The organism is Sunxiuqinia sp. (assembly GCF_055140945.1).
In genome coordinates this window covers 97537-119796 of the sequence record NZ_JBSQYS010000004.1, presented here as the reverse complement: position 1 = coordinate 119796, position 22260 = coordinate 97537, and the positions used below count along the sequence as shown (strand labels likewise).

The 22260-nt window shown below is 38.8% G+C and carries 20 protein-coding genes; 5 read left to right on the top strand and 15 right to left on the bottom strand.

The window, feature by feature from the left end; genetic code table 11:
- Positions 1 to 18: 18 nt before the first annotated feature.
- From ACTB00_RS02770 to ACTB00_RS02725, 10 genes are all read right to left on the bottom strand, one after another.
- Positions 19 to 1317 (bottom strand): NAD(P)H-dependent oxidoreductase, encoded by a 1299-nt coding sequence (locus tag ACTB00_RS02770; protein WP_463298421.1) that lies wholly within the window; start codon positions 1315 to 1317, stop codon positions 19 to 21.
- 12 nt (positions 1318 to 1329) lie between these two features.
- Complete coding sequence (rfbC, locus tag ACTB00_RS02765; RefSeq protein ID WP_463298420.1) at positions 1330 to 1869, bottom strand: dTDP-4-dehydrorhamnose 3,5-epimerase; 540 nt, start codon at positions 1867 to 1869, stop codon at positions 1330 to 1332.
- A gap of 2 nt (positions 1870 to 1871) precedes the next feature.
- Complete coding sequence (locus tag ACTB00_RS02760) at positions 1872 to 3128, bottom strand: UDP-glucose dehydrogenase family protein (RefSeq protein ID WP_463298419.1); 1257 nt, start codon at positions 3126 to 3128, stop codon at positions 1872 to 1874.
- Positions 3125 to 4219 (bottom strand): NAD-dependent epimerase/dehydratase family protein, encoded by a 1095-nt coding sequence (locus tag ACTB00_RS02755; RefSeq protein ID WP_463298418.1) that lies wholly within the window; start codon positions 4217 to 4219, stop codon positions 3125 to 3127. The genes ACTB00_RS02760 and ACTB00_RS02755 overlap by 4 nt, the downstream gene beginning before the upstream one ends.
- A gap of 568 nt (positions 4220 to 4787) precedes the next feature.
- Complete coding sequence (queA, locus tag ACTB00_RS02750; RefSeq protein WP_463298417.1) at positions 4788 to 5837, bottom strand: tRNA preQ1(34) S-adenosylmethionine ribosyltransferase-isomerase QueA; 1050 nt, start codon at positions 5835 to 5837, stop codon at positions 4788 to 4790.
- Between the two features lie 49 nt (positions 5838 to 5886).
- Positions 5887 to 6600, bottom strand: coding sequence for a tRNA pseudouridine(55) synthase TruB (gene truB, locus ACTB00_RS02745; RefSeq protein ID WP_463298416.1), 714 nt, complete (start codon positions 6598 to 6600; stop codon positions 5887 to 5889).
- A gap of 48 nt (positions 6601 to 6648) precedes the next feature.
- The gene (locus tag ACTB00_RS02740) at positions 6649 to 7431 is read right to left on the bottom strand and encodes an undecaprenyl-diphosphate phosphatase (RefSeq protein ID WP_463298415.1); all 783 of its coding nucleotides are present in this window, start codon (positions 7429 to 7431) and stop codon (positions 6649 to 6651) included.
- 3 nt (positions 7432 to 7434) lie between these two features.
- Positions 7435 to 7689, bottom strand: a complete 255-nt coding sequence (locus ACTB00_RS02735) for a DUF3098 domain-containing protein (protein ID WP_463298414.1) — start codon at positions 7687 to 7689, stop codon at positions 7435 to 7437.
- Between the two features lie 133 nt (positions 7690 to 7822).
- Positions 7823 to 8704, bottom strand: coding sequence for a cell division protein FtsX (locus ACTB00_RS02730; RefSeq protein WP_463298413.1), 882 nt, complete (start codon positions 8702 to 8704; stop codon positions 7823 to 7825).
- Entirely contained in the window at positions 8676 to 11189 is a 2514-nt protein-coding gene (locus ACTB00_RS02725; protein WP_463298412.1) for a YfhO family protein, read from the bottom strand. Before ACTB00_RS02725 ends, ACTB00_RS02730 begins: the two co-directional genes overlap by 29 nt.
- 66 nt (positions 11190 to 11255) lie before the next feature.
- Here ACTB00_RS02725 and ACTB00_RS02720 point away from each other — a divergent pair, with 66 nt between their 5' ends.
- Positions 11256 to 12737: a lipopolysaccharide biosynthesis protein gene (locus ACTB00_RS02720; RefSeq protein ID WP_463298411.1), complete on the top strand. Its 1482-nt coding sequence runs from the start codon at positions 11256 to 11258 to the stop codon at positions 12735 to 12737.
- 4 nt (positions 12738 to 12741) lie between these two features.
- Here the strand turns inward: ACTB00_RS02720 and ACTB00_RS02715 are convergent, their stop codons facing one another.
- From ACTB00_RS02715 to ACTB00_RS02695, 5 genes are read right to left on the bottom strand one after another with little or no spacing between them, the layout of a single operon-like run.
- Positions 12742 to 13548 (bottom strand): glycosyltransferase, encoded by an 807-nt coding sequence (locus ACTB00_RS02715; RefSeq protein WP_463298410.1) that lies wholly within the window; start codon positions 13546 to 13548, stop codon positions 12742 to 12744.
- 29 nt (positions 13549 to 13577) lie between these two features.
- The gene (locus ACTB00_RS02710; RefSeq protein ID WP_463298409.1) at positions 13578 to 14579 is read right to left on the bottom strand and encodes a glycosyltransferase; all 1002 of its coding nucleotides are present in this window, start codon (positions 14577 to 14579) and stop codon (positions 13578 to 13580) included.
- Position 14580: 1 nt separating this feature from the next.
- Positions 14581 to 15675, bottom strand: a complete 1095-nt coding sequence (locus ACTB00_RS02705; RefSeq protein WP_463298408.1) for a hypothetical protein — start codon at positions 15673 to 15675, stop codon at positions 14581 to 14583.
- 12 nt (positions 15676 to 15687) lie between these two features.
- Positions 15688 to 16293 (bottom strand): class I SAM-dependent methyltransferase, encoded by a 606-nt coding sequence (locus tag ACTB00_RS02700; protein ID WP_463298407.1) that lies wholly within the window; start codon positions 16291 to 16293, stop codon positions 15688 to 15690.
- A 47-nt stretch (positions 16294 to 16340) separates the two neighbouring features.
- Positions 16341 to 17645, bottom strand: coding sequence for a glycosyltransferase family 4 protein (locus ACTB00_RS02695; protein WP_463298406.1), 1305 nt, complete (start codon positions 17643 to 17645; stop codon positions 16341 to 16343).
- A 522-nt stretch (positions 17646 to 18167) separates the two neighbouring features.
- Between ACTB00_RS02695 and ACTB00_RS02690 the strand changes: the two genes are divergently transcribed.
- From ACTB00_RS02690 to ACTB00_RS02675, 4 genes are all read left to right on the top strand, one after another.
- On the top strand, positions 18168 to 19259 hold the full coding sequence (locus ACTB00_RS02690; protein WP_463298405.1) for a DegT/DnrJ/EryC1/StrS family aminotransferase: 1092 nt from the start codon (positions 18168 to 18170) through the stop codon (positions 19257 to 19259).
- Positions 19260 to 19423: 164 nt separating this feature from the next.
- Positions 19424 to 19993 carry an acyltransferase gene (locus ACTB00_RS02685; protein ID WP_463298404.1) on the top strand — a complete coding sequence of 190 codons (570 nt, stop codon included), beginning with the start codon at positions 19424 to 19426 and terminating at the stop codon, positions 19991 to 19993.
- Positions 19990 to 21300: a nucleotide sugar dehydrogenase gene (locus ACTB00_RS02680; protein ID WP_463298403.1), complete on the top strand. Its 1311-nt coding sequence runs from the start codon at positions 19990 to 19992 to the stop codon at positions 21298 to 21300. Before ACTB00_RS02685 ends, ACTB00_RS02680 begins: the two co-directional genes overlap by 4 nt.
- Positions 21300 to 22238, top strand: coding sequence for a Gfo/Idh/MocA family protein (locus tag ACTB00_RS02675; protein ID WP_463298402.1), 939 nt, complete (start codon positions 21300 to 21302; stop codon positions 22236 to 22238). The genes ACTB00_RS02680 and ACTB00_RS02675 overlap by 1 nt, the downstream gene beginning before the upstream one ends.
- Positions 22239 to 22260 lie beyond the last annotated feature (22 nt).

Here is a 22260-nt window from a genome sequence, read left to right as displayed (position 1 = left end):
CGAAAATCACGTCTCAGGTTACTCTAAAACCGCTGAATTAATAATTTGCCCTGTATATTTTTTCAGCAATGCCGGATTATGGAATTCAACATCATCTAACGTGATGAGATCATCTTTCTTTAATGACTTTTTGACGACACAGTTTTCGGCTAATCCAATTGGCAACAGGTTATCTGCCCTGGCAGAAACAGTATTGTCACATATTCCGTATGTTTTATATCCTCCCAGCCCATCAATTTTATCTCCGGGTTTCAGGTCCTCTTTGGCAACTGTAACAACTTCTACTTTCATTCCATATTCTGCATTAAGCGTAATATCTTTAAAGTCTATTAGTCTGGCAATTGAAAAAGCCAACTCAAAAAAGAGAAGATGATAGGGGACGTAAAAACTATATAACGGTCCATCACCTAATTTCCCATATTTCAGGTACTTTGCAGACAATTGATCGTTAGTTGTTGCATAGATAAATACGCCGGGAGCGGGTTTGCCTCCTACAACATAGTCCACAATTCCTCCTAATTCTCTCAATTTATCGATATCCGGGTAAAAACCTGAGGTCATTTCATCAACATGTCCTTTAAAGTTAGGCCCTATCATTCCACGTTGAGCAACACTCATATTCGTTGCATTTGCAGTAACCGCTTGTTCAAATGATATTTTTGTGCCATCGGCAAAGCTTGTAACCATCTCAGGTGTCATATCCCATTGCTTGGCGAACGAAGCCTGGGTTGATGGATTTCGATAATGGTCTTGTAAACCTTTGATATTACCACAAAGAAGAGGTTCAAAACCCATCATTTTCACCTGTCGGAACAAGTTTTGAGTAACCCCGGGCTGATCACCGTCTCCCAATGTGTAAAGCACATTGTTCTCAGCTGCTTTCGCTTTTAAAAGAGGTCCAAACGTTGCTTCCAGTTCTGCATTAAACGAGACAACATGCTTTCCTTTTTCAAATGCTTTTAAAATATTCTCTAAAGCAAAAGTAATATGGCCTGTCATCTCAACCAATACATCCACTCCCGAACACTCGATTAATACATCAATGTCATTCGTTACAGCGGTTTTTCCATTTTCAATTGCGATTGTCATTTCACGCTCAGATTTAACAACCTGAACGCCCCTGACACCTGAAGCAAACATGGCTTGTTCAGCCTTTTCAACCGTTCGATTGTATACCGCGGCAACAATCATCCCGGGTGTATAGCGACAAATTTGGTTGATTAATCCTTTACCCATTTCTCCAACCCCAATCACTCCAACTTTGATTGGATTATTTGATGCTTCTCGTTCTTTGAGTTTCTGGTCGATTATATACATTTCTATTTTTTTTTAAAACGGACTTTCAAATTGTTCAAAAGGTAACATGTTCCTATCTTTTTCAGAAACGATGGCCGGAATTTCCGGCCATTCAATTCCACAGGAATCCCAGTGAATCCCGGTATCGCAATCAGCATGATACACCGAAGTGGTTTTATTCAGAAATATGGTATCATCGGTCAATGACATGAAGCCATGAGCCATTCCTTCAGGAATATACAATACCGTAGGTTCCTCACTTGACAGTGTGATTGTAAACGGCTTCCCATATGTAGGAGAGTTCTTGCGCAGATCTACAACAACGTCAAAAAGCTCTCCTTTTATGCAACTAATACATTTTACATGCTGCTCAGGTGGAAGTTGGAAATGTAATCCGCGTACTACGCCTTTTTTTGAAGTTGAATAATACTCCTCTTTAAAATCGCTTCTCAATCCTAGTTTTTCAAATAGTTTATCGTGGAACAATTTAATGAAAAGTCCGCGGTCATCAGAAAAAACCCGAGGCTTAATAATAAATAAACCCGGGATTTCAGTTTCAATTTTTTCAAACATATCTAGTAGATGTATCGGTAATCAAATACGTTTTTGGTTTGGATCTTGTCTTTGTTTTCAACGAATTCTTTCCAGCCCGTTAATATTAATAAGTTGTTAGATTTCGAGAGAACTTCATCCAATGAGTTACAATAATCGATTGCCATATCAGGATAAAACTTTTTAAATTCTTCATTTGCAATTGGGTCATAGGCATGAATCGAATGATAGCCCTTTTCGAAAAGTAATTCTATAATTGCTTTGGTGGGTGTTATCCGGACATCATCAGATTCCGGTTTAAACGATAGCCCGAGGATACCAATTGAATCCGACTTTTCAACTTTTTCTTCAATGGATTCGGTGATGTAATATTTGATTTTATCGTTAATATCAATATTCGCTTTAAGGATTTTAGGCTCAAAACCACTTTCAATTGATTTTTGAACAAGAGCCGAGGTATCTTTGGGCAAACAATAACCTCCATAGCCACAGCCAGGATAAACGTATTTCGACATTCCGGCAGGAGCTCCAAACCAACGCTTGTCTTCATGCAATATTCGAAAAGCCTTTGGAATATCTATATCTCCTATCTTTCCTGCTATTACAGACATCTCATTCGCATAGCTGATCAAAGTAGACAACAAGGTATTCGACAAATACTTAATAAATTCGGCTGAGTTATAACTGACGTAATGAATTGGGGCATTAAAGGGTTTGTAAATTTCATCCAAAATATTTTTGGCAGCCTCATCTTCCACTCCAATTACAATTCGATCCGGCGCAATAAAATCTTCCCAACAATAGCCTTCACGCAAAAATTCAGGATTTGAAGCAAAGACAACTTTGCGCCCGGGAAGCTTATCCAGTTTCTCATCGACAAAAGGAATAACCTTTTGTGAGACCGTTGAAGGAGGAACAGTTGATTTGGTAATAATAACCTGCAACTTGTCCGTATTAACATTCAACACCTGCTCAATCGCAGCATAAATATACTTCAAGTCAGCACTTCCATCTTCTTTACCTGGAGTTCCTACGCATAGAAATATGGCGTCACTATCTTTAATCGCTGTTTCAAAATCAACATCAAGGTAAAAAGACTTATCGAAAGTCTCTTTTAAGATATCCTCCAAATGGGGTTCGTGAAAAGGAATTTTAAAGCTTTTAAGTGAATTTAGGCGGTCTGAATCAACATCAAATCCATAGGTTTGAAACCTTTTTTTTGCAAAGCCGAGTCCAGTAGTCAGGCCTACAAACCCTAATCCGAGTACAGTAATTTTCATAATAATTTACCATTATAAATTTTCAAAAACTCAAGAAACCGACCGATACCTTCGTCGACATAAACTGTGGGATTATAACCCAACAAATCCTTAGCCTTGTCAATAACAGGGCACCTACGATTTGGATTATCTGTCATGTAATCCTTATCGTCCGACTTTCCAAAAGTTGCTTTTCCTGTATAATCAAAAATCGTCTTTGCATTATTCACATAAAGCTCTGCAAATTCCCTCACGGAAATTTCAGGTTTATCAATACCGATATTAAAAGCTTCAAGCTTGTTGTGAGTTAACACTTTCAAATAACCCGTAATGGCATCAGAGATATAACAAAAAGTACGTGTAGGTTTACCATCCGACAATATGTTAAGATCACGTCCATCAAGAATGCATTTTGCAAAATCAGCCGGAAGTCTTTTGTCGTGAATACTCATTCCGGGTCCATAGTTATTGAACGGCCGGGCAATAGTCACCGGGAAATCGTATTTGCTATTGAAAATCCAGCACATCGTTTCTCCAAATCGTTTGGCTTCATCATAACAAGCCCGAGGTCCCATCGTATTCACATTGCCACGATAAGTCTCAGGTGTAGGGATAAATTCCTTTGCAGGATCTCCATAAATTTCACTACTTGAGAAGAATAAAAATCCGGTGATTTTTTTATCCAGGTAATAGTCAAACAATCTTCGCAAACCTGTGATATTTGCGTCAATCGTTTCTACAGGATAAATGCGATAAAAGGTAGGTGAGGCTATGGAAGCCATATGAATAATCAAATTGGCCTTATCAGAATCAGGAACTGAAGCAACATCATCAGAGATGATATTGAATTCATGAAGTGAAAAGAAGTCGTATTCATCATTCACTTCGTCTAGCCAATCTTTATTACCCGTAAGAAAGTTATCAAGGGCAATAATCTTTCGAATGTTTAGCTGCTCTTTGTACTTTGTCAGAAAATGAACGAAGTAGTAGCCTAGAAAGCCACCGCAGCCTGTTAGAAGGATCGTTGAATTATCAAACTTTGCCTTCTCTTGATCGGTAAGTCCATTAAAAATCTTTAATAGATCTTCCGTAAGAATTTTGTTTTGTCTCATCACACATGTATTTCTTTACTTTTGATATAGTCTTACTAGCTTCTTGCCCCTAACCGCAAGAGACCTGAGGATATGGTCAGTATCCTCACTACTTATCGATTCAAAGGACGGCAGCCCAAAAAAATCATAAGTTTATAAAATTAGTACATCATATAAAAAGGTGGAAACAGGAGGACCTGATACAGCTTCGCCCCCTCACTCACAGAAATGTCATTCTGGTGAACTTTAAAATTCAATCTTCCTTAAAACCGGGTTTTTACTCCCCCTGTTTTCAGAGAAGATACTGCTTCGCCCTTTCACCCACAAACAAGGTACTACCAACGCGTGAATGATGCAAATCTTATATCATCAAATATGCGATGAGATCTTTCCTGACACAATGGGTAATTTCACGTAAATACTCCACTCTTATCCCAAAAACCGACAGCAGACCCTTATTATTTTTGGATTAATCGTACGATCAACTTGAAGTTTACGCTCACAAACCTGCGTGAGTCATCAAACATTCCTAAAAACAAAAATGGCCATCAATTAAATTGACAGCCATTCGATATCTTGTTGTATATTCTTACAAAATCAACATTGCATCGCCATAGGTTCCGAAGCGATAGCCTTCTTTAATAGCTTGTTGATAAGCATCCATAACCAAGTCATATCCTCCAAAAGCAGCTACCATCATCAATAAGGTTGACATTGGTAAGTGGAAGTTAGTAATCATACGATTTGCCACACTAAACTCGTATGGAGGGAAAATAAACTTGTTGGTCCATCCTTCAAATGGTTTCAGATGACCTTGGGTTGAAACGGAAGTTTCCAATGTTCGCATCACGGTTGTTCCGACAGCACAAACATTTTTCTTTTGCATTTTCGCATTATTGACAACATTGCATGCTTCATCTTTAATCCAGATTTGTTCCGAATCCATCTTATGCTTAGTCAAATCTTCAACGTCTACACTTCGGAAGTTTCCAAGTCCAACATGTAAGGTTACATAGCTGAAGTCCACTCCGATAATCTCCAGACGCTTCAATAGCTCGCGACTGAAATGGAGTCCTGCAGTTGGTGCAGCAACAGCACCTTCGTGTTTCGCAAAAATTGTTTGGTAACGATCTTTATCTTCAGGGGTAACTGCTCGTTGTATAAAACCAGGTAGTGGAGTTTCACCCAGGCTGTACAACGTCTTTTTGAACTCATCGTAGGGCCCGTCAAACAAGAAACGTAAAGTACGACCACGAGAAGTCGTATTGTCAATAACCTCGGCTACCAACATATCGTCTTCGCCAAAATATAGTTTGTTACCAATACGTATTTTACGAGCCGGATCAACTAATACGTCCCACAAACGCTGCTCACGGTTAAGCTCGCGTAATAAAAACACTTCAATTTTAGCGCCCGTTTTTTCCTTGTTCCCATATAAACGTGCCGGAAATACCTTGGTATCATTGAATACCATGACATCTTTATCGTCAAAATATTCGGTGACATCTTTAAATAGTTTGTGTTCGATTTTGCCGGTGTCACGATGCAATACCATCATTTTCGACTCATCCCTGTTTTGAGTGGGATGCAAGGCAATCTGCTCTTCATCCAGTTTATATTTGAACTTAGATAACTTCATATATGAATAATTTTTTGATAATCCAAAACCCCGTTTTACGGGCGAATATTCAATTGGTTACAAATTTGTCTATATTTTTTAGAAAGTCTTCTGCCGTTAAGGCATCCTCGACCCGAAAATCTCCGATTTGTGTTCGTCTCAAACCAACGAGATAAGCTCCGCTTTCGAGCGCTTTACCAATGTCACGAGCCAGAGAACGGATGTAAGTTCCTTTACTACAAACAACTCGAATCTCAATTTGATTAGGCAAAAACTCAACTAACTCAATTTCTTTAATATTGATCTGGCGAGCTCGCATTTTTACCTCAGTTCCTTTCCGAGCATGGGTATATGCGCGCTGTCCGTCAATTTTAACGGCACTGAATACCGGAGGTATCTGTTCGATATCGCCAATAAACTGCTGCAAAACTTCCTCGACTTTCTTTTTTGAAATGTGTCCCGTTTCAAACTGGGCATCTTCTTCGGTCTCTAAATCAAAAGATGGCGTTGTAGCACCCAATTTCAGTTTGGCAAAGTATTCTTTTTCACCTGCCTGAAAAGACTCAATTTGCTTGGTCGCTTTTCCGGTACATAAAATCATCAGCCCGGTAGCTTTTGGATCTAAGGTGCCAGCATGCCCCACTTTGAGCTTTTTAATACCGACCGCACGGCAAAGATTATTCCGTACCTTTTGCACTAGATCAAAGGATGTCCAATTCAATTCCTTATCAAAAAGCAATACTTCTCCTTTGACAAAGTCAACGTTTTTGGGTTCCTCGCCCATGAAAAACTCTTTTAATTAATAGTTTACCAGAAATTTGGAGTCGATTTTTCAGCCTGCAAAGATAGCAATTAAACCGATAATGAGGCAATAAGCAGCGAAATAAATTAGCTTGCCTTGTTTGACAATCTTGATCATCCACTTGCAGGCAAGCAACCCGGATATAAACGCAGCAATAAAACCAACAGCTAAAGGAAGTACGCCAATTGAGTCTGCAGCGCTCATCTCACCACCCACGAGGTCGAGAAAGTTGGCACCAATAATTGGAATGAGCACCATCAGAAAGGAGAATCGAGCCATATCTTCCCGCTTTTTACCAAGCAAAAGTCCTGTGGCAATTGTAGATCCGCTACGAGAAATTCCGGGGACAACGGCCATCGCCTGGGCAATTCCAATGATCAAAGCATCGAGCCAGCCAATGCTTTTTTCGCGCGATTTGGCAAAATAGGTGAAGCCGAGCAAGCACGCCGTAATCAAAAGCATGCTTCCAACAAACACAAGGTTGCCGGTAAACAGGCTTTCTATCTTTTCTTTAAATAGCAAGCCAAGAATAAGCACCGGGATTGCTGAAAGAAGAAGGTAGGAGACATATTTGGTTTCCTGATTCCATTCGAAAGCCAATAAACCTTTAAATAAGTTTGAAATATCTTCCCGGAAAACAACCAGCGTGCTTAAAACAGTGGCACCATGAACGACCACAGCAAAAAGCAAATTATTATCCCCTTTTACGCCAAGTAGAGCATGTCCTATTTCGAGATGGCCACTAGAGCTGACGGGCAAAAATTCAGTTAATCCCTGAATAATGCCTAACAAAAATGCCTGTAATAAATCCATTGACTATTTCTCGGTTTTTGATCGTTTCATAATAGCATAAATTTCAAATAGAAAGCCAAACAGAACCACGAGAGGTGCCAGCGTAATTCTCCGGAAACTAAAGATTTCGGGATTAAAAACTGAAGGGTCTTCGCTTTTTCCGCCAACCATTAAAATGAAGCCAACTACTACAATTGCAAAACCGATTAACAACAACTTGTAGTTTTCTTTGCCCAGTGCGAATGTTGGTTGCGAGTTTTCCTGCTTGCTATTTGCCATAATTGAAGTCGATTAAATTGCTACGAAAGTAAAAAATCTATTTTTAATAACCATTCTCAGTAATTGAATATTGTCTGAAAACAGATGAAATAACAATTTTATAGCGTTTTAATAATTTACAAAGCGCTAATAGCTAGGTGTAAAAAAGCTCATCGTACCTGGCTCGAAGGTATTTATTGACAGAAAAGTAGGTTGATAACCAGGAAATCAAAATACCAAACCCTAAAACAATAACAAAAACAAGGCCGACGGCACTAAACTGCTGACTGTCTATAATACCTTCAAAGTCTTGCCGGTATGAGTATATTATTGCCACGATTCCCATATTGGCGATCAATGCTCCTACAATTCCAAATACAATATTTTTCAGAATGAAAGGTCGTCTGATAAACGAGCGGGTAGCTCCTACTAATTTCATTGTGTGAATGATAAATCGTTGCGAATAAATAGCAATACGGATCGTGTTATTAATCAAGGTTGAAAAGATGACAAGAAGCAGTACCGAAAATATCAACAGGAATAAACTAATTCGTTTGACATTTTGATTGATAATGCGCACCAGATCGCGCTGATAATAAACCTCTTTCACCTGAGGATACGACAAAAAGTCATTTTCAAGTACCGCCAAGCTATCTTCCTGCATATAAGCAGCATGCAATTTCACATCGACCGAGGAAAACAAGGGATTAAATCCTAAAAACCCGACAAAATCCTCGCCCAATTCTTTGGTCAATTGTTTGGCTGCATCTTCTTTATCCACATAACTAGATGACTTTACGTAATCCGAAGCACTCAATATTTTCTGAAGGCGTAAAATCTCAGCCTCACCAACATTGTCGTTTAAAACCAAGGTGAAGCCCACATGTTCGCGCACATAATCGGACAGCCGGCCGGCATTCAGTATTAGAAGTGACAGCATCCCCAGCAGAAATAAGACCAGAGTAATACTGATGGTCGAAGTCAGATAAGAACGTATTAATCTGCGTTTAAGCTTTGTCGGTCGCCTCTTCTTCATTTTTTCCTTTCTTCTTTAGCTCATAAATAGTAACTCCTGCCAATGCCAATAGCAGAATGATGGAACTAGCCAGCGAAATGTTATTCCCAACAAGGTATGACTGTGGTTCGAACTTGAATTCGACTTTGTGTTTTCCTGGAGGAATAGGCAGCGCCCTCAAAATATAATTTGCTCGCACATGTTCAACAAGCTCCCCATCAATATATGCATTCCAGCCCTTGTCGTAATATATTTCGGAGAAGACGGCCAAGGGTGTTCCGTTCTCAACATTGGCTTCGTAGGTTAGGTGATTGGGTTGATATGCGATCAATTGAATAACTGATGGCGATCCTGAGTCGAAACTTACATTGGTCAGCTCATCGGAAAAACGCTGATCGATAACGGCCTCATTTGCCGGATCAAGTTCATCCAGTGCTTCAATTTCTTCGTCTGCATTTTCAACAAACTGAATATCCTCAACAAACCAGGCATTGCCCAAGGCTTGCGGGTTATGAAGTGGTGCTGCTTTCGGGTTATAAATGACATACTTGGTATTCAGCATATTGATGGCAGACAGTCCCTGAAAAACAGCACCCATGCCGGCTTGCGAATTGATGTTTTGCAAACGACCTCCGAGCTTCTGCATCTCTGGTGAAAGGTGGTATTCAATCATCTCCTGGTAGCGTTGCAACTTAGCTCCATGATAACCACCAACTGATTTGTGGAAATAGGAAGTTGAAGCATCGGCCCACGGATTCACTGATAGATTTAAAACCCGATAATCCAAACTCTTATCTTTTAAAATCTCCTGATCGGCTTGCGATGCCACAAACGGAGTTTCGGCTTTTTGCTTCGATACAAAATCATCATCATTCAGGTAACGCTTATTGACAGGCCAAAGATCTACCAGAATTAAAATTGCCCAAATTGCCAACGCATAGCCGGCCTTTATCTTTTGTTTGATGTAGAGCCAAATCACCGCAGCAGCAATAGTCACGAAAAGGAATGTTTTAAACGCATCTGTCCGCAACACCATTCGTCGGTCAGCTCGCAAGGCTTCCATCAGTTGGTCCGGCCATCCGGCTTGCACCAGGCGGGCATCCGATGGAGCCCGAAAGTCGCCTGCCAAACCCGGCAGTAGAAGAAAGACCAAAGCCAAGCCTCCAACAATAAACCAGGTGTATTTTAATTTTTGAATGAGTTCTTTCTGATTTTGGCGATTTTGATACAACTCCCGCACAGCCAGGACACCCATCAAAGCCATGGCAAATTGCTGAATGACAATGATGTTTTTCACATCCCGAAACTTATTGTACGCGGGAAAATAGTCAATCATAAAATGACTCAGAAAAGCAAAATTCTTGCCCAAGGACAATAGAAATGAAATAACAACAACGGCCACAATCCACCATTTATCTTTTCCCTTCAATACAAATAAGCCAAGCACAAATAAGAAACAAAGTACCGCTCCGTAGTAAAACGGTGCGCCGGCAATCGGCTGAGTTCCCCAATATAGAGGTAGATTCTCACTGATCCTTTTGGCTTGTGCCTTCCCTTGATTTTTTGCAAAAAATTGGTACACATGCGATTCGTCTCCCAATGGCTCGGCCATACCTCCTCCTTTAAATCGAGGGATAAAAGCAGTCATCGCCTCACCTAAATCATAACTGTAATCCAGGATGTAGCTTTTATCCAAGCCCGAGGTCTGATCGTCATCCTGCGGCGTCAGGTCCGACTCTCCGCGCATGGTCTCCTCCCCATACTCATAGGTGGTATAAAGCCGGGCAAAGTTTGTTCCAACAGCAAAAAGTAATGCGACAATGAGCAAGCCCGAGGTTTTAAAAAATGAAGGGAGTGTTTTTTCTTTTATGGCATAAATCAAATAGGTAATGCCAACAATCAGCACCAAAATACCGGCATAATAAGTTATTTGAGGATGGTTAGCACTGAGCATCCACGAAAGGGAGATTGCCGTAAGCAGGCTTCCCAATATCCGCTTCCGTTTATAGGCTAGCAGAATTCCTGCCACAACTAAAGCCATGTATGTCAGCGTGTGTGCTTTGGTCATGTGCCCGGCATCAATCCAAACCATAAAAGCCAGATTTAAGCCATAGGCAAGAGCGCCAATAAAGCTCACCCAAATATTAACCTCGAAAACCAGCAGCAATACAAAAAACAAAGCAAAGTTTAAGATCAGGTAACTCGCAGGCCGGGGAATATTGAAATAGATCTTTTGAGCATAGGCAAGCACATTTCCCGGGTATTTTGTTGAAATCTGGTAAGCCGGCATTCCTCCAAACATACTGTTGGTCCATTGAGATTCTACATTTTTATCCCTAAAATCATTGATTTCTTTTGCCATTCCCTTTGCCCGATTGGTATCGCCCGGGGAAATCGTTTTACCTTCCAATTGGGGGGAGAAATAAACAAACGAGATTAAAATATAAAGTAGGATAATTCCGAGAATAGCAAGAATATTGCGATTGCCTTTTATCTTTGTCATCATAAACAAAAGCTTATTACATTTTGAATGGTAACAAAAGTAAACAAATAATTACTGAATCCGATAGCAATGGGGATCATCATAAAACAATCCATCAAAGGTAGTATCTGGTCGTATTTGGGTGTGATCATTGGGTTTGTGACGACGACCTATCTGTATACGGAATATTTAACTCCTGACGTTGTTGGATTATTTGGCTTATTGATCGCATATTCTACCTTATTTGGTCAGATTAGTCTTCTTGGCCTACCTGGGATTACAGCACGATTATTCCCTCTATTCAGAGATAAAAAAAATAGCCATAATGGGTTCTTATTTCTCAGTTCCATGTTTTTTATATTAGGCTTTTTGCTATTTCTAACTATCTACTTTATATTTTCTCCCTACTTAAGTGAAACCAATTTAGAGAAATCGAGATTATTCTCTGAATACATTTTCCTACTAATTCCACTCACTTTTTTTTCTATGATTTTTGTACTACTGGATACATACAACAAAGTGCTATATGATGCGGTTTTTGGAACTTTTCTTCAAGAATTTCTACAACGTTCTCTTATTTTTACTTTTGCCTTACTTTTTGCTGTAAAATTAATCTCGCTCAACCAACTAATTATTTATTTTGCTGCTTCAATTTGCGTGAAAGGGCTAGTTATGATTGTCTTTCTTTGGTATAAAAAAGATCTAAATTTTCGCCCACAAATCAACTTTATTAACAGAAGTCTTCGGCGGGAAATTTTTGATGTAGCGCTTTTCTCGCTTATTGGAGGGCTAGGCTCTATGTTGGTTTTCAATATTGACAAAATTGTTATAAATCAAATACTCGACCTGAGCAATACTGGAGTTTATACTATTGCTTTTTACTTTGGATCATTGGTCGTTATTCCTTCCCGTCCACTCCTCAAAATTTCGGGTACTCTTATTGCCGATGCATGGGCAGTTAATAATCTGAAAAAAATAAATGAAATCTACCGAAAAAGCTGCCTCAACCAATTCATAGTTGGAGGATTCTTGTTTATAGGCATTTGGATGAATATTGATAATATACTCATCATTCTCGGGGATGATTACTATCAATCAAAATGGGTTATTTTTTTTATTGGGTTAGGCTACTTATTTGATATGATGACTGGTGCAAATGCTCAAATCATTGGATACTCGAAATATTATCGAATTACACTAGTATTTATCGTTGTTTTAATTCTTACAGTATTAAGTCTATTGTATTTTTTAATTCCGATATGGGGAATCACTGGAGCGGCAATAGCAATTGCTACTGCGCTTCTTCTCAATAACTCTATGCGCTACATCTTTTTGTTACATAAATACAAAATGCAACCTTTTAACTATAAGCATATAATTGTGGCATTTTTCTTTACTGGTATTTATTTTTTGATTGATTTGATTCCTCAGCAATACTTTATCATTGATATAGTAATAAGAGGAGCCAGTTATACTTTGATTTCTGCACTTTTTTTTATCTTATTTCCTATATCTGAAGAACTTAGTGCCATATTCAGTCACTTTTTTCGGTACTTTGAAAAAAATGTATAACGTTTTATACTGCCCTTTTAAGTGCTAAATAATTCCCTTTTAATAAAAGCTTTAAATAATTTAGAAAGGTAATTTTGCCCTTATACCTATAATATCTCTTACACGAGAAATAAATATCTACAAAAATAAAAAGCCAAGGAAACAATCTGGCGAAGGATATGCCATCAGCTATGACCTTATCCGCTTCTATTATCTTCCCTGATGATTCAAAAGGATGCATTACATAAGGGATCGGCATGTATGTAATTACCAGCTTTTTTTTAAAACAATCATTCAAAAATAGCACTTCCTCCCCTGATGAATAATCTGCTCCTAAACCAAGATTTTCATTGAAAAAGCATCTATTTTTTAAGATTGAATTTCTTCTCGCAACAATTTCTATTGAAGAAACTCTCATAATATCTAGTTGATGACTGAGTTTAAATGGGTTCGCTTTATACTTTTTATAAGCTCTCCCGTCAGGCGTCTTTATTTGAAAAATCCCAATATCAGTACTTCTTTTATTAAAGCAATCTCTAATCACTTCAATACTGTTCGATAGATAAGTAACATCATCATCACCGATAACTATAGTATCACCTTCTGAATTTTTCAATGCTGTATTTCTACTTTTAGAAATGCCTTTTCCTGATATTGAAATACATCTAACACTTAGAGTATTGTGTTTCAATTCATGTTTAGGTACAGCAATATCAATGCACTGATTAATAACAAGTACTTTAAAATCTCTGGTTTTGATATTTTTAAACATTTCGTTTAAAAATGACAAATCGCATCTATTTATTGTTGAGATTAAAAACTCAATGGTCATATCTTAATAATTATTAAAATAACTTTATTTTATACAGATCTGTCTTTATTTAAAATAGTCAAACCAAATTGCTTAACGATTTTTAAAAAAACTAAACTCCTGAATAATCCTTCGCGAACGAAAAAAAATATTCCAAACAATTTAAGAAAACTTAAAGGAAACAATTGATTCAATTTAGGATAGACTCCAAATCGTCTATAAACAATTTTATTAATATTTTTCAGGAGAATTACCAACCTGAAAAAATCAGGCTTGGTCAGGCTTTGCCCATTTATAAATCGGTTTATTATATTGTGCGATTGAATATACGGCACACCTAACTCCCTTAAATTTTTCAACCGAATTGAGTTCGCCACTTTCGTTTGCACGTAATTCCTCTTCCTCTTTTCATTTTTATCTTTAAGATCCCGGTATCTAAGGACTATGGATGAAATATTTGCCATCTTACAATTACCCTTTCTCATAAGCCTAGACCAAAGCTCAAAATCTTGTGACTTTTTATACAATGTATTGTATCGCACATGATGCCTCCTAATGAAAGAAGTTCTAAAAACAATTGTTGGATGAAAAAATTGAGGATTGAAAACTGTGTTTGCTTTGATATATTTATCATCAATTGGCACACGACTTAAACTCTTAAAAATCTTTCCGTTTTTATCAATTCTACTTACAAAACCTCCGCAAATATCAATTTGATCGTTCTTTTCTAAGAAACCAATTTGTTTAATAAATCGATCTTTTAGGCATATATCGTCCGAATCCATTCTTGCGATATATTTTCCACATGCCATATCCAGAGCCTTATTTAGTGAAGCTGCGAGCCCTAAATTTTTGGTATTTTGAATAAACACGATCCTAGGATCGTCAAACTCCATGACAATTTTTGATGTATTATCAATTGAAAAATCGTCAATAATAATGAATTCAAAATTTGAGTATGGCTGTGATAACACGGATTGAATTGCATCGTGCACATAATTCTCAGTATTATATACTGCCATTATTATTGATATTTGAGGCCTTGTTTTCAATCTATTTTTTTATATATCCCCATGCTGGCAACCAATAGGAGTTAAAATCCGTCTCCCCTTCCAATAAATAATCAATTACTTTAATACTCAATGTCCTGAACCAGGTTGCCCACATATCAGATTTATATGTAGCCGTTTCCATCAATTTCCAACCACTATAAAGATAATATTGTGGGAAAATTCTACTTTTAATTAGATTATTGATTTTTGATTCTTCAATCTTGTAAGAAAATCCGCCGTCACTGTTCTGAGAGTTATTAATAACATCCCTCATTTTAAGAATGATACTTGAAATTTCACTCTTCCTGTAATCAGTTTGATTCAAACATCTTAGATAGATCTCAATGGCATCATAATCTTCACAAGCGCCCCCATTTTTTCTTCTCATTAATCCATTCGAATTATGTAAGCGTATTGTATTGTCGATGATTTTCTTTATAAACGGAATTTCAATATCAAGATAATCATAAAACAAGAGTAAATGAGCTGTGCCAAAACAGCCATCATATAAATTATTCCCATTTAAATTTGTTCCCCAAAATCCAGTATTTTTATCCTGTGCCCTATTAAGTAATTCTATCAATAGATAAATACTATCTTTTGATACATTTGATTTTTCAGAACCGTAATAACATTTGTAAAATAAAAAATATAGCACAAACATTATTTTGTTGCTCTCATACCAAAATCTTGACAGATCCAGGCTATTAAACCATTTTTCCAGTTGATTCTGATCTTGAAAATATATTTTGCTAAAATTAATGTCAGAATCATGGTATCCTAATACATCCAATGCTACCAGACTAAAATAAGTAATTTGTCCTTCTAAATAGTCAATTTTATGATTTCCTACTAAGGCTTGAGGAGACAACAAAGGATCAGAAATTCGATTTTTTGACAAATCGATTCCATCAGCTATATATCGGATTAAATCTTCACGAGAATCTCTTAAACCCATCTTCCCTCTGATTAAGAAATCTGTCATAACTCCAAAACTGGAAGACAACAAAGATGATTCTGACGATTTGGAAAATTTATAACTTCCATCATCTTTTCTAGATGATATCAAATAGGATATTAATAATTCATTATTCATTTCAAAATTATTTTAAGAAAGCTGCGAAATGAAAATAGTGATGATTATTTCCGATACCTGCCTGCTCTCTTTTGAAAGAATTTTAAAATTTGCACTTGTTAGCTTTTCTTCTATTTCTTCAACTGTGTATTCTTTAATATGATAAGGATTTCCACTATGACTTCCCTTTACTGGATAGGGAGAAGATAATATTAGTAATCCTCCATTCTTTAATACTCTTTTACATTCATTTAAAAATTTATCTCCTACTTGTTCTGAAACGTGTTCAATTCCTTCTAAACACACAACCACATCAAAAGACTTATTTTTGAAATCTAACAGATCCATGCTGCCAACCTGAAAACTGGCAACTACTGGATACAACTTCTTAGCTTCAATTATGGCTTCTTTTGAAATGTCCACTCCTGTAATATGTCTAGCTCTTTTCAGTAAGGATGTTCCCCACCCCATTCCACAAGGGACATCAAGAACAATCTTACCATCACAATATTTATTTGCTATTTTATATCTCCAAAATAATGCCTTACGGTAAGGATTAAAACTTATAAAAGGAATAATACCAAAAAGTCTTGATTTTCTAAACCAATTAAAATGCTTTGGATGAGCTCTTTCCGCCATAGTGAAATAAATTAATAATTTCTAAAACATTATTCGTAATCAATATATTACCTCGAATTTTTATTTGTCTTTCGTGTAAAAAAGGTTGTAAGATTGCCTGTTAAACTTTGCCGCGAAAATCTCTCAATCTCCTGTACGACTTCCTCTTCAAAAGCTACAGATTTATCAAGAACAAACCTTCTAATATCCTTTAGTCTGTTTTGAGTTTTAAAAATCTCCCCCGCCCCACATTCCTTCATAATCCTCGCCACATCTCCATCAGTATCTCCAATCGCCAAAACAGGTGTTCCCGAAGCCAAATATTCGAAGAGTTTTCCGGGAATATGCCCTTTCGCATTGGCCGACTGATTCAAAAGTAACAATAACATGGATGCTTCCCCGTATTGTTTGATCACTTCGTCATGCGGCAGATACCCTAAGTATGTGGTTCGTTTCCCCACCAATGGTAAACTTTTGATTTCATTCAGCACTTGCTGATCAATGTTTCCGATGATACGTAATTCAAATTTTGAAGCAAACGCTTGATCTTGCTGGCACATATCTTCCAGCAAACTCCATAAAAATGAAGGATTTCGCAAGGAAGTCATTAAACCGGTGTATGTAAACACAAACTTGCCTGTGTCCACCTTTTTGTAATCTATAAAATCATCCTCGTCGTAGCCGTTGGTAATGACTTCAACTTTTTTTGCCCCTAGATCCAGCAATTCCTTCTTCCAGTTTTCACTGACACTTAATACCAGATCAGCACTTGTAAGTACTTTTTTCTCCAAAGATCGTTGTCGATTTCGTGCCCACTTCGAAAGCTTAAAAATATCCAAATAATCAATCGTACTCCAGGGATCTCTGAAGTCGGCAATCCATTTCAACTGAAACTTCTTTTGAAGTTTTAAGCCGATTAAGTGGACGCTATGAGGCGGTCCTGTAGTAATCACACAATCCGGCTGAATTTTTCTTATCCTTTTCTTTAAAACTTTGTATACCGGATTGACCCAAAACACCCGTGGATCAGGGATCATCAGATTTCCACGCAACCAAAGGCTCAGGCTTTCCATCCAACTTTTCTTCTTATCGTCAAAAAGAAACCCTGTGTTGACTTTTTCTTCCTTCTTTTTACCAGTAAGAATTTTGAATAACTGGTAGGGCTCCCAGATCGGCACTTTGATCACTTCTACCTCATCATGAATATCCTTTAAGAGGGTTTCATCTACCGAAGGATAATCGGCATTTTCAGGCGCAACTACAATGGGTTCCCATCCAAACTCAGGCAGATATTTGGTAAATTTCAACCATCGCTGAACTCCTCCTCCACCAGCAGGTGGCCAATAATAAGTAATGATTAAAACTTTTTTCACACCCTTTTCTTTTTGTAACAAAAGTAATATTCTTCTCTTTTCTCCTGTGGTTTTTATGAAATCTTATTTGAAGAAATGCCATACGACGACATTAGGGTGGGCCAAATTTCGTTCGGGACAGGAGAAAATGCGCTGTGAACAGTCAATGCTCACTGTGGAGGCGACATTTCTCGTTGTGGCCGGTCATTTTTCATTCTGGACGGGAAAACCTGCGTTCTGGACGGTCAACTCGTGTTCTGGATAAGAGAAAGTGCATTCTGGCGGGTCAAATCTCATTCTGGAGGCGTGAAAGTGCGTTCTGGACGATCATTCCTCGTTCTGGACGGTCAATTTCCGTTCTGGCGGGTCAAGCTCCGTCGGGGCTACTAAAATCAAGGGTTTCAAATTTTCTCTGCTAGCTGTCCGGCATGCATTCTATCGCTCAACGACAATAAGACAATCCGGGAATCCGTATCTTTTTCTTCCGGTAAGTAATATTCTTACCGCATTTCCTGTTATTTTTATAAAATCTTAAACTATAAAATGCAATTCAACGACCTCAACAAACAATACCACGCCTATCAAACGGAAATTGATGCCACTATTCAATCGGTGATTAATTCCTCTTCTTTTATAAATGGAAAAGAAATTGAACTGCTGGAATCAGAATTGGCTGATTTTACGGGTGTGAAACATGCCCTGGCATGTAGCTCAGGAACCGATGCCCTTTTGCTCGCCATGATGGCGCTGGAGTTGAAGCCTGCCGATGAAGTGATTTGTCCGGCCTTCAGTTTCATTGCATCGGCATCCATGGTCAGCTTTTATAAAGCCCGCCCCGTTTTTGTAGACGTTTCTCCAATCGATTTCAATATTGATGTCACCAAAATAGAAGAAAAGATTACACCTCAGACCAAAGGGATCATTGCCGTCTCGCTTTATGGTCAGTGTGCTGATATGGATGCGATCAATGCCATTGCGAAAAAACATGGGCTTTGGGTGATCGAGGATGGCGCCCAATCGTTTGGAGCGATATATCATGGTAAACGCTCTTGCTCAATGACCGACATCGCCACTACCAGTTTCTTTCCGGCCAAGCCTCTGGGATGCTATGGCGATGGAGGTGCAATTTTTACTGACAATGATGTACTGGCTGAAAAATTAAAGATGCTTCGTTCACACGGGCAGGAAAAACGTTACATCCACAAGTACATTGGGATTAACGGGCGAATGGACACCCTGCAAGCTGCAATTCTCCGGGTGAAGTTGAAATACTTTGAAGAAGAAATTAAAAAACGGCAACAAGCCGCCAAGCACTATTCACAGCTGCTGGACGGACATGTTCTTTTGCCTGAACTTGTTGAAGGTCGTACTAGTGTTTGGGCTCAATACACCATTGGTATAGAAAACCGGGATGAATTAAAGGAAAAATTGGATCAGGAGGGTATTCCTGCAGTAGTCCATTATCCGGTGATTTTGCCCCGACAAGAAGCTTTTCATAACAATCTTTCAGCTCGTGAACCGTTTGAAGTGTCAGAACTTTTGGCCGAAACCGTGTTGTCGCTACCCATACATGGGTTCATCACTGACGAAGAAGTAATACGAGTGGCAGAAGCGGTAATGAAACATCGGGGCTAAAGCCCCTATTCGTTCCAGCAGGCGGGGTTAGTGAACCGCCCGGAGTTGGCGAAGTGAACGAGGTACTACACTTATCATGTAGTATGACTAACTCCGTCCTTCAGGGCGGAGACCTGTGTGAAAGAGATTAACCCGGGCTTTAGCCCGAACAAGATATAATAAAAATGGACAAAACTTATTTTACACATGAAACAGCCATCATCGACGATGGTGCCACAATTGGTTCCGGAACAAAAATCTGGCACTTTAGTCATGTAATGCCCGGGGCGCAGATTGGCCAAGAATGTGTACTTGGGCAAAACACTTATGTCGGCGGAAAAGCGTGCATCGGCAACCGGGTAAAAATTCAGAATAATGTCAGCGTGTACGATTCGGTCATTTTAGAAGATGATGTTTTTTGTGGTCCAAGCTGTGTTTTTACGAATGTTGTGAATCCCCGTTCTTTTGTTGAACGAAAAACGGAATACCAAGAAACCCGCATTAAACGAGGAGTTTCCATTGGCGCCAATGCAACGATTGTGTGCGGTGTCACCATAGGAGAGTATGCTTTTATTGGAGCCGGGGCTGTTGTTACTAAAGATGTTAAACCCTATGCGCTGATGGTTGGTGTGCCAGCCATACAAAAAGGCTGGGTAAGTCAATCTGGAGCTGTGTTGGATGAAAATCTACAATGCCCGGAGACCGGTAAAAAATATCAAGTTGTCAACAATCAATTGGAAAAAGAAAACGAATGAAATTAAAAGAAACCATACTTCAGAAAATTACTGATTCCAAAGAAGTGGTGGGAGTCATTGGCTTAGGATATGTGGGATTGCCACTAGCTGTAAGCTTTGCGTCTGAAGGCGTTCAGGTTATTGGCTTCGAGAAATCAGAAGCGAAGGCCTCCAAAGTTAATGCTGCTGAAAATTACATTAGCGATGTAAAAGATAACGATTTAACTCGCGTTGTTGAAGGAGGGAAACTTGTAGCGACAACTAACTTTTCGAAACTGAATAGCTGCGATGCGATTCTGATTTGCGTGCCGACCCCGCTGGATATCTTCAAAAAACCAGATATGAGCTTTATTGAAGATTCGTGCAATTCGATAGCCCGGCACATGAAAAAAGGGACTTTTGTCTGTCTGGAAAGTACAACTTACCCAACCACAACTGAAAATGTTATCCTACCAATTTTAGAAGAGCAGTCCGGGTTGAAGCATGGTGATGATTTCTGGTTGGCTTTTTCTCCCGAGCGTGTTGACCCGGGGAATAAGCAATTTGTCACCCGAAATACACCTAAAGTTTTAGGTGCCTTAACTGATGATGGACTGGAGATTGGGAAAGCCATTTATGCAAAAGCGATCGATTCGATTCACACCGTAAGCTCGCCACGGGTTGCCGAAATGGTCAAAATTTTGGAAAACACTTATCGGTTGGTAAACATCAGCCTGATTAATGAATTGACTTTACTGTGTGGAAAGATGGACATTAATATCTGGGAGGTGATTGATGCCGCAGCAACAAAACCATACGGATTTCAGGCATTTTATCCCAGTCCCGGAATTGGAGGCCATTGTATTCCGCTCGATCCATTTTACCTGGAGCATATCGCGAAGAAGTTTGGATTCGACCTCAGCATGATTCACACAGCCGGCCACATCAACAACATGATGGCACACCGGATGACCATCAAGATTACGTCTGCCTTAAACCGACATCAAAAAGCGATCAATGGTAGTAAAATTCTTTTTTTGGGAGTGGCCTACAAACCGAATATCGATGACTCACGCGAATCACCAGCCTTAAAGATTATGGATGAGGTTGAAAAGAAAGGCGGAGAAGTTCTATACCATGATCCATTCGTCCCTAAAACCACAACCGACGAAGGTCGCATCTATCAATCTTCAGAATATTCCGCTAAGTCGTTGGGTGAAGTTGACTGTGTCGTTATCAGTACCAATCATGAGGTATTTGAGGCTGATTTCATTGAAAGAAATTCGAAATTGATCGTCGATTTAAGAAACCTGATTAAAAACCCTTCTGATAAAGTATATAAGCTGTAATGAAAAATTTTGCATTAATAGGTGCTGCCGGCTACATTGCCGAAAGACACATGCGAGCCGTAAAAGAAACCGAAAACAGAATTGTGGCGGCGACCGACGCTTTTGACGTCATGGGGCGCATGGATAGCTTCTTTCCTGAAGCTGAGTTTTTTCTTGATTTTAGTAAGTTTGAAAAATTCCTATCCGAAGAGCAAAAAACTCGTCAACCTATTGAATACGTCAGCATCTGTTCGCCAAACTATCTACATGTTCAGCATATTCAATCGGCATTAAATAATGATGCTTTTGCGATTTGCGAGAAGCCATTGGTTCTGTATCCTGAGGAAATTGAGGCGATTGAAAAAACGCAACTTTCCACCGGGAAGAAAGTGTTCAATATCTTGCAGCTTCGACTTCACCCAACCATTATTGCCTTGCGAGAAAAAATCAAAAACGGACCGAAAGACAAAATTTACGATATTGATTTGACGTACATAACTTCGCGCGGGAAGTGGTACCACCAAAGCTGGAAAGGCGACATCGATAAGTCCGGAGGAATAGCCACAAATATTGGAATTCATTTTTTTGATATGCTACAGTGGATTTTTGGCGAAGTGCAAAACAGTATTGTGCATCTATACGAAGCCGATAAAGCTGCCGGCTTCTTACAACTAAAAAATGCGCGTGTTCGCTGGTATTTAAGTCTCGATAATAACGACATTCCTCTCGAAGCAAAGGAACGGGGGATGCGGACATATCGATCAATATCTGTTGAAGGTGACGAAATCGAATTCAGTGGAGGCTTTACCGATCTGCACACCCAAACTTATCAGCAGATCTTGTCAGGGAATGGATTTGGGCTAGACGATGCGAAACCCTGCATTTTACTGACGCACAAGATAAGAAACACGAAGCCAGTTGGAGCAATTGGCGACTTCCACCCAATGGCAATAAAATGAAGAAGCCGCTTCCTGGGGGGAA

Coding starts and splice junctions, on each gene's coding strand:
- ACTB00_RS02770 (WP_463298421.1), bottom strand. CDS start 1,317: ATGTATATAATCGACCAGAAACTCAAAGAACGAGAAGCATCAAATAAT.
- rfbC (WP_463298420.1), bottom strand. CDS start 1,869: ATGTTTGAAAAAATTGAAACTGAAATCCCGGGTTTATTTATTATTAAG.
- ACTB00_RS02760 (WP_463298419.1), bottom strand. CDS start 3,128: ATGAAAATTACTGTACTCGGATTAGGGTTTGTAGGCCTGACTACTGGA.
- ACTB00_RS02755 (WP_463298418.1), bottom strand. CDS start 4,219: ATGAGACAAAACAAAATTCTTACGGAAGATCTATTAAAGATTTTTAAT.
- queA (WP_463298417.1), bottom strand. CDS start 5,837: ATGAAGTTATCTAAGTTCAAATATAAACTGGATGAAGAGCAGATTGCC.
- truB (WP_463298416.1), bottom strand. CDS start 6,600: ATGGGCGAGGAACCCAAAAACGTTGACTTTGTCAAAGGAGAAGTATTG.
- ACTB00_RS02740 (WP_463298415.1), bottom strand. CDS start 7,431: ATGGATTTATTACAGGCATTTTTGTTAGGCATTATTCAGGGATTAACT.
- ACTB00_RS02735 (WP_463298414.1), bottom strand. CDS start 7,689: ATGGCAAATAGCAAGCAGGAAAACTCGCAACCAACATTCGCACTGGGC.
- ACTB00_RS02730 (WP_463298413.1), bottom strand. CDS start 8,704: ATGAAGAAGAGGCGACCGACAAAGCTTAAACGCAGATTAATACGTTCT.
- ACTB00_RS02725 (WP_463298412.1), bottom strand. CDS start 11,189: ATGATGACAAAGATAAAAGGCAATCGCAATATTCTTGCTATTCTCGGA.
- ACTB00_RS02720 (WP_463298411.1), top strand. CDS start 11,256: ATGGGGATCATCATAAAACAATCCATCAAAGGTAGTATCTGGTCGTAT.
- ACTB00_RS02715 (WP_463298410.1), bottom strand. CDS start 13,548: ATGACCATTGAGTTTTTAATCTCAACAATAAATAGATGCGATTTGTCA.
- ACTB00_RS02705 (WP_463298408.1), bottom strand. CDS start 15,675: ATGAATAATGAATTATTAATATCCTATTTGATATCATCTAGAAAAGAT.
- ACTB00_RS02700 (WP_463298407.1), bottom strand. CDS start 16,293: ATGGCGGAAAGAGCTCATCCAAAGCATTTTAATTGGTTTAGAAAATCA.
- ACTB00_RS02690 (WP_463298405.1), top strand. CDS start 18,168: ATGCAATTCAACGACCTCAACAAACAATACCACGCCTATCAAACGGAA.
- ACTB00_RS02685 (WP_463298404.1), top strand. CDS start 19,424: ATGGACAAAACTTATTTTACACATGAAACAGCCATCATCGACGATGGT.
- ACTB00_RS02680 (WP_463298403.1), top strand. CDS start 19,990: ATGAAATTAAAAGAAACCATACTTCAGAAAATTACTGATTCCAAAGAA.
- ACTB00_RS02675 (WP_463298402.1), top strand. CDS start 21,300: ATGAAAAATTTTGCATTAATAGGTGCTGCCGGCTACATTGCCGAAAGA.